This window comes from Rhodococcus sp. BP-241, from assembly GCF_019836145.1.
Taxonomy (GTDB): Bacteria; Actinomycetota; Actinomycetes; order Mycobacteriales; family Mycobacteriaceae; genus Rhodococcoides.
Map to the genome: position 1 here is coordinate 41369 of NZ_JABUEI010000016.1, position 7387 is coordinate 48755.

Annotated in this window: 8 protein-coding genes; 2 read left to right on the top strand and 6 right to left on the bottom strand. The window is 68.6% G+C overall.

Going from position 1 to position 7387, the window contains the following annotated elements; all coding sequences use genetic code 11:
• Positions 1 to 12: 12 nt before the first annotated feature.
• The 3 genes from HQ308_RS21555 to HQ308_RS21565 form a co-directional block, all read right to left on the bottom strand.
• Positions 13 to 798, bottom strand: a complete 786-nt coding sequence (locus HQ308_RS21555; protein ID WP_222647872.1) for an SDR family oxidoreductase — start codon at positions 796 to 798, stop codon at positions 13 to 15.
• Complete coding sequence (locus tag HQ308_RS21560) at positions 795 to 1787, bottom strand: NmrA family NAD(P)-binding protein (RefSeq protein ID WP_222647873.1); 993 nt, start codon at positions 1785 to 1787, stop codon at positions 795 to 797. Before HQ308_RS21560 ends, HQ308_RS21555 begins: the two co-directional genes overlap by 4 nt.
• Before the next feature lie 187 nt (positions 1788 to 1974).
• A complete protein-coding gene (locus HQ308_RS21565) occupies positions 1975 to 2709 on the bottom strand; it encodes a GAF and ANTAR domain-containing protein (RefSeq protein ID WP_222647875.1) in 735 nt (244 codons plus the stop codon).
• Positions 2710 to 3070: 361 nt separating this feature from the next.
• Here HQ308_RS21565 and HQ308_RS21570 point away from each other — a divergent pair, with 361 nt between their 5' ends.
• Both HQ308_RS21570 and HQ308_RS21575 read left to right on the top strand, forming a co-directional pair.
• Positions 3071 to 3445 carry an Lsr2 family protein gene (locus HQ308_RS21570; protein ID WP_081821111.1) on the top strand — a complete coding sequence of 125 codons (375 nt, stop codon included), beginning with the start codon at positions 3071 to 3073 and terminating at the stop codon, positions 3443 to 3445.
• Positions 3446 to 3494: 49 nt separating this feature from the next.
• The gene (locus HQ308_RS21575; protein WP_222640011.1) at positions 3495 to 4178 is read left to right on the top strand and encodes a hypothetical protein; all 684 of its coding nucleotides are present in this window, start codon (positions 3495 to 3497) and stop codon (positions 4176 to 4178) included.
• A gap of 39 nt (positions 4179 to 4217) precedes the next feature.
• Here HQ308_RS21575 and HQ308_RS21580 read toward each other — a convergent pair whose 3' ends face one another.
• The 3 genes from HQ308_RS21580 to HQ308_RS21590 form a co-directional block, all read right to left on the bottom strand.
• Positions 4218 to 5540: an FAD-binding protein gene (locus HQ308_RS21580; protein WP_222628075.1), complete on the bottom strand. Its 1323-nt coding sequence runs from the start codon at positions 5538 to 5540 to the stop codon at positions 4218 to 4220.
• A gap of 37 nt (positions 5541 to 5577) precedes the next feature.
• Complete coding sequence (locus tag HQ308_RS21585; RefSeq protein WP_222647882.1) at positions 5578 to 6576, bottom strand: phosphotransferase family protein; 999 nt, start codon at positions 6574 to 6576, stop codon at positions 5578 to 5580.
• A 17-nt stretch (positions 6577 to 6593) separates the two neighbouring features.
• A partial coding sequence (locus tag HQ308_RS21590) for an acyl-CoA dehydrogenase family protein (protein WP_222647876.1) occupies positions 6594 to 7387 on the bottom strand: 794 nt, incomplete at its 5' end.

The window sequence follows — 7387 nt, forward strand, 5'->3', positions numbered from 1 at the left end:
CAACTCGGGAGATCAGCGCAGCAGCCGCGCCACCGCCGGAAGCAGTACCCGAGGTGGCGTCAGCGCTGCCGTGGCGGCCGCGATGGCGTTCCTCCGTCCTGAGATGACTTGTGGACGTGAGATTCTGGCGTCGAGGGCGCGCATCGCGGTGGCGACGACCTCGGCGGGTGACTGGTACGAGCCGGTCGTCGCGGCGGACTCGCCGATGACATCGAAGAACTCGGTGCGCGTCGGACCCGGGGCGAGTGCGAACACTCGGACACCGTGGCGCCTGGACTCGTACCACAGCGACTGCGTGAAGCTCAGGACGAAGGCCTTGGCTGCGGCGTAGACGGCGAGGGTGGGAACGGGTTGGAACGCCGTCGTGCTGGCGACGTTGACGACGGATCCGGTGCCGCGGGAGATCATGTCGGGGAGGAAGGCAGAGCAGATGTCCACCACGGCAGCGACATCGACTGCCAGGAGCCGCGCGAGGTCGTCGGCATCGTTGTCGACGAACGGGCCCTGTACTGCGAAGCCGGCATTGTTGACGACGAGGTCCAGTCTCTCGGGAACCAGGGTCCGCAGTCGACGTCCGGCTGCGGGTTCCGACAGATCATGGGAGACCGTACGGCAGTGGATGCCGTGTGCACGTTCGAGTTCGGCCGCGAGAGCGGTCGACCGGTCCTCCCGTCGTGCCACCAACACCAGGTCGGAGCCGCGCGCGGCCAGGGCTCGGGCGAACTCGGCCCCGATGCCGGAACTCGCTCCGGTCACCATGGACCGCGCCGGTCGGAATGGATCCTGCGAGCGACTCATCCTCGGGAGTCCTTCGACCGATGCCCACGCTCGGAGGCGGACCGTCGGGCGAAATCCTCGTATGAGGTGGGTTCGCGTCCGAGCAGTGCGGGAAGCACGGTCAGATCACCGGCGGGAAGTCCGTGCCGGTCGTAGTGCGACATCATCGTGCGGTACGCCTCGCGCGCATCGTGCGGCCAGTCGTTCATGCCGCGGGGATTGGCGGCCGCGCCGACTCCCCGCACGAGGTGGCTCGCGGAGTGCATTCCGGTCGCCCGGACGGCCTCGACGAGGATCGGTCCCAGCGCGGGCAGGGCGGCTGTCCTGTGTCTGAGCGATGACGGCGGGATGCGAAGAGCAGTCACGCGATGGCCCAACACCGTCGACCAGATCGCCGCCATCTGGTGGCGAGTCAGTTCGACGGTGGACAGGTCGTAGGTACGCCCGGTGTGTGAGGCCGGATCGAGTGCGATGGTGGCGGCCACCTCGGCGGCATCGGCGACGTCGACCACTCCCATGACGCTGTCCGGTGAGACCGGGTACGGCATGACGCCCGCGTGCAGAAGGTCCCATACCTCGAGGTAGTTCTGCATGTAGTGCGACGGTCTCAGGACGGTGGTGGGGATCGCGCTGTCGAACAGCATCCCCTCCGCGATGTCCTTCTGCCGATGATGTGGCAGCTGGTGCAGTTCGGGATGGATCACCGAGTGGAACACGATGTGCTGCAGACCATGTGATGGTCCTGAAGCGATGAGGTGATCGATGATGGGTCGCTCGTCGATGATCTGGGTCGGAGCCGCGTGGTACAGGACGGTCGTGCCGGCGAGGGCCGTGTCGAGTGTCTGCGGGGCTTTCAGATCGCCCACGACGGCCTCGGTGGCCCCGTCCCGCCGAGTCGTACGGGCCTGGTCGTCATTCTTCACCACCGCTCGTATCGGAACACCCCGTGATGCCAGCTGTCGGACGAGCAGCCGTCCGACACCGCCTGCGGCACTGGTCACCGTGATCATGGAACCCCCTCCGGTCTTCGCACCCGGCCCGCCCACGTGCGTACTGCGAATATTGCATATGCAATGCATATTCTGCAAGAAGTGTGGGCTGATCACGCGTCGCGAGCAACTCCGCTGCTGCTCTCGCTCGGACGTCGGGGCGGTCCCACCGACTCTGTCTGCACCGCGACGGCGCCTCCGCCGACGGTCAGAGATCGCCGGTCGGCGCGGCGGCGCTGACGGACTCGACGAACTCGGTGGCGATGTCGCGCACCTTGCGATTGAGATGTTGGGAGCGGGTCGACAGCACAGTGAAGGCCGCATCCTCGTCGATGCCACGCAGTGCCATCAGAATGCCCTTGGCCTGTTCGATGGGAGCCCTGTGCACCAGCGCGTCCCGTAGTCCGGCGATGGTTCCGTGTAGTTCGCGGCGACGTCGAGCCCTCTCGAGAGCATCCGCTGTCACTCCCGCGAGCAGCTCGACGAGGCGGTGATCGAGATCGTCGAAACCCTGTGGTGCACGGGCGAACAGGGTCAGCGATCCGACCGGCCGATCGTCGCAGACGATCGGCGCACACAGCATGGTGTTGATGCCGACGCGGCGAGCAGCGGGTCCGAGATGCGGCCATCGATCGTCGTCGACCGTGCAATCGACGACGATGGTGGCGGCCGTGCGAGCCGCGTGCAGACAGGGACCGTCGTCGGCGGAGTACTGCTGGTCGTTGATCGGCGCGATCTCCGTGCTCGAGGCTGCGGCGGTGAAGGTGACATCGCCGATCGACAGCGTGATGCCGCAGTGGTCGGCGGCATCGACGAGGGTGCAGGCGACGTCGGTCAGTCGATCGAGCAGCTCGGCGACGTGGTCGTCGTCGGCGAGTGCGGCAAATGCCCGGACGGCCAGAGCGAGCCGCAGCTCGGGCGGTGTGGGGTCCGACGTGGTCACGGCGCTCTTTCCATCACTGTCTCAGGTCGCGCCGACCGGTGACGGGCCTCGCGAACACGGGAAGTCGGTGCCGACCGCCGTCGGTTCGACAGTCGAGCACCGAACTCCGGGTGCAGCGGGGCACCTGCGGAGAATTGTGCCCGGTGGGGGACCACCCTGAAACACCGCTCGAAGATCACCATGGAGTCGAGAGAAAATATCCCCTCACGGAAGGTTGAGTGGCACCGGACAGGGTATGGACACGCACAGACAGCGGCGTCCAGAGTGTGGCGGCTTCCTACTACCTACAGATACAACGTCAGATCGGCCCGTGCGGGGTCACCCTGCGTGGTCGTTCGTACGCGTGTCCGAGGAGCTCCGCGTGGTTCGCAAGGTTGACGTGACGCTGATCGACGACCTGGACGGGATGTCCGCGGACGACACCGTCGTGTTCGGTTACCGGGGAACATGGTTCGAGATCGACCTGTCGTCCGAGAACGCAGCGCAGATCCACGGCCTGCTCACGGAGTGGAGCACCCGAGGACGTCGGTCGGAGGACATCTCGACGGTGCGGCGTCGGACGGCAGCGGACCGCGCGGAGACCGCGGCGATCCGCACGTGGGCGCGTGGACATGGTTTCGCCATCGCCGACCGCGGGCGCATCGCCGATTCTGTCGTGGCGGCGTATCGGACGCGAGCACGTCCGCCGTCTCGTGAGGATGCGACCTGCCCCCGTCGTCGCGGACGGGAAAGCTGAACGAGGCGTGCGCGAGTCGATCTGCGAACGCCTGGTGGAGGGATGGACCATGAACGACCCCGGTGACGCGACCGCGTCCGACGGGCCTCGACTCGGCCCGGGGGAGCGGTTGTCGGATTTCGTCGACGTGTGCGTCGGGGTCGCCGGCGCGGACGGTGGCGCGGTGGTCGTGTCGTCCCCGCGTCACCCCGATACGCGACGCGTGCTGCACACCACCGACTCGTCGGCGGAGAGGATCGCCGACCTGCTGTACCTGCACGGCGCGGATGTCGATCTCGTGTCGAGTGACCGTGCGGTGGGCCGGACGATCATCGTGGACGACCGCCACGACGGGGCGCGGTGGCCGTTGCTGATCGACGACCTGGTGGCATTGGATGTCGGGTGGGTGAGGGTGCTCCCACTGGGCGCGGTGGACGCCCCCCTCGGGTGCGTGCAACTGCACCGGCGCTCGGTGTGGAGCGGGCCGTTGCCGGCAGGAACGGACGTCTTGATCGGACACCTGGTGCGGGTCATCGGGCCCGTGGTCGCAGGCGACGCCGCGCTGGCGACCGTGGACGGGGACGAGGCAACCGATCTCACGAGCGTGGCCATCGGCATCCTGGTCGCGCGGCATGCCGTGGCGGTCGATGTCGCGTCGGCGATGTTGCGGGCCGGAGCGGTCACTCGGGAGCATTCGTCGGTGGAGGAGGCGCAGCGCATCATCGCCACCCTCCACGGCCGCGAGGGGCCGTGACACGCGCAGCGCGGCGGCGGCATCATCCTTCCCGAGGGGTCACCCGGCAGTCTCCGCGGCGACGAGTCCGAGCACCAGAGCGGCCGCCAGACCGCCTGCGTACGCGCGGTTCCACAGGCCGCCCGTGTCGGAACCGGCTGCCAGCAGGCCCGGAATCGGCTCGCCGTTCGGTGTCAGAACACGGGCGTCGCCGTCGACTCTGACGCCGTGAAACGGGAAAGTGACGGCCGGGACGGCTTCGATGACGTAGTAAGGCGGTTCGTTCAGCGGGCTCGCATCCAGCGCTCGGCCCGGCACAGGGCCCTCCGCCGACGTGGTGGACTCGTTGAAGTCGGCGATCGCGGCCGCGATGGCGGCTCCGTCGTATCCCCAGTCCTCCGGTAGGTATTCGAGCTCCTCGAGCGTGTCCGCTCGTCCGACCCGACCCCCGCGCTTGCTCGCCAGTGCGAACTTGTCGACGGCCACGGCGCCCTCGACGTACGACGCCAGGACCCAGTCCCGGTGCACGCGAGCGTCCGCCACGAGAAGCCCGCGTGCCTCGCGCCGGTCGAGCAGAGCCATCGTCGTCAGGTGATCACCGAGTGTCTCGTCGACGAAGCGCGTCCCGTCGAGATCGAACAGGAGCGCGTGTTCGCTGTAGTACAGCGACATGTCGACGAAATCGGACGGGTCCGTCAGGGTCACCCCGCTGGGAATCAGGTGCCCGTAGAAGCCGGCGTTCATCGCACCGGCGGCAGCGCCGACGCTCTCGGCGAGTGTCAGGCCCACGCCCGTGCTGTGGGGGTTCGAGCGCAGTTGCATGCGCCCTGCATTCGGATGAACGTGCTTCTCGAGCAGCGCTGCGGACCCTTGGAAACCGCCCGTGGCGAGCACGGTGTGCGCCGCCCGCACGTCCTGTGGTTCCGCGGTGCCGGTCCGGATCACCGCGCCGGTGACGACGCCGTTCTCGAACGTCAGGCTCTCGGTGCACGTGTTCAGAAGGACCGATCCGCCGGACTCGAGGACGATCCGCCTGCACAGATCGACGTACTGGTTGGTGTCGAACTTGTGTCCTCGCCCGAAGGACAGGATTCGCTGCGCATCGCCCACCTCCACACCGGTGTCACGTAACCACTGCACGCCGTCCTGGAACCGGTCCACCAGCAGTCGCCTCAGGGCAGGGTTGCCGTGCGGGTTCTGTGCGTCCATGACGGTGTGATCCGGTGCCGTCCAGACGTATCCGGCATAGCGCGCGGATCCGCCGACATCCGCACCGACCTCCACCACGACGACGGATCTGCCTGCGGACGCGGCGCGGGCTCCGGCGGTCAGACCGGCCATCCCGCCGCCGATGACCAGTACGTCGCACTCGATGTCGTTCATTGCTGTCGGCCTCTCGATCAGAAGTGGTGTCTGCGGGTCACCGTGAGAACGCGCGCAGCCCGGCTGCGGCGAATTCGGCTGTGGCGTGGGCGGCTGCTGCGGCGGTGCCGTCCGTGTCGTCGGAGGTGGCGGCGCGGTGTGCGATGCCTTCGGCGATGACGGCGATCTTGAAGTCGGCGAGGGCGCGGTAGAAGTTCCAGTGGGCGAGGTCGCGTCCGGATACGGCGGCGTAGTGCTGGGCGAGGTCGTCGGCGTCGGGGTAGCGGGGGGAGGTCCAGGCGGCGTCGACGCCGAGGACGGTGTCGAACATGGGTTGCCGGTAGGCGCACATGAGGGCGATGTCGGTGAGGGGGTCGCCGAGGGTGGACATCTCCCAGTCGACGAGTGCGGCAACGGTTCCGGGTTCACCGTGGGTGAGGATGGTGTTGTCGACGCGGTAGTCGCCGTGCACGATGGCGGCGGCGCAGTGGGTGGGGACGGCGTCGGTGAGGGCCCGGTGGAGTCGGTCGATGTCGTTCAGGTCGCGGGTCTTGACGCGGTGCCATTGCCGTCCCCAGGTGGCGACCTGTCGGGCGGTGAATCCGTCGGGTCTGCCGAAGTCGGCGAGTCCGACCTCGTGGTGGTCGACGGCGTGCAGCGCGGCGAGGACACGGACGAGTTCGCTGGTGTTGGCGGCGATGTCGTCGTCGGTGAGGGCGTCGAGGTCGGTGCGGGTGCGCACGACCTGTCCGTGGACGAACTCGACGACGGTCATCGGAGCTCCGAGGGTGGCGCCGTCGGCGTCGAAGGCGACGGCGGTGGCGACGGGGACGTCGGTGCCGGCGAGGGCGCGGGTGACGGTCCACTCGCGGGCCATGTCGTGGGCGGAGGGGGTCAGTCCGCTGACCGGGGGGCGGCGCACGATCCAGGACGTGGTGTCGTCGTGGGCGCGGTAGGTGAGGTTGGACCGTCCTCCGGCGATGCGGTCGACACGCAGTTCTCCGGTGATGTCGATGCTGTTGTCGCGCATGAACTTTTCGAGTGCGGCGATGTTCATGCCGGGTAGGGTGGTGGTCACGGCTGTTCCTTCGCGGCGGCGCGGCGGGCGGCGCCGACGGCGCGTTTGGCGATGGCCCAGCGGTGCACTTCGGAGGGGCCGTCGTAGACGCGGAAGGGGCGGACCTCGCGGGAGAGTCGGGCGAGGGGGAGGTCGTCGGAGACGCCGAGTCCGCCGCACATCTGCACGCCGCGGTCGACGATGCGGAAGATGGCTTCGGCGGCGAAGGTCTTGGCGATGGAGGTCTCGTTGCTCGCGGGGTCGCCGAGGTCGAGTGCGTGGCAGGCGGTGACGAGCAGGGCTCGGGTGGCGGCGATGTCGATCTCGTTGTCGGCGATCATCTTCTGCACCATGCCGAGGTCGCCGAGGCGGCTGCCGAAGCCCTCGCGGTGGGCGACGTGGGCGACGGCGACGTCGTGTCCGCGTCGGGCGGCGCCGAGCCAGCGCATGACGTGGGTCATGCGGGCGGGTCCGAGGCGCACCTGCGCGTAGGTGAATCCTTCGTCGACGGCGCCGAGGACGTTGTCCTCCGGCACGACGACGCGGTCGAAGGTGACCTCGCAGTGCCCGCCGATCATGGCGCGGTCGAGGGTGCTGATGTGGCGGCCGACGGTGACGCCGGCGGTGTCGGCGGGGACGAGGAACATCGTGGCGCCGCCGCGGTCGCCGGGAGTGCCGGAGGTGCGGGCCATGACGATGAAGAACCCGGCACCGTCCGCACCGGTGATGAACCACTTGTGGCCGTCGATGCGCCAACCGCCGTCGGTGCGGGTGGCGGTGGTGGTGAGGGCGGAGGGGTCCGATCCGGCGC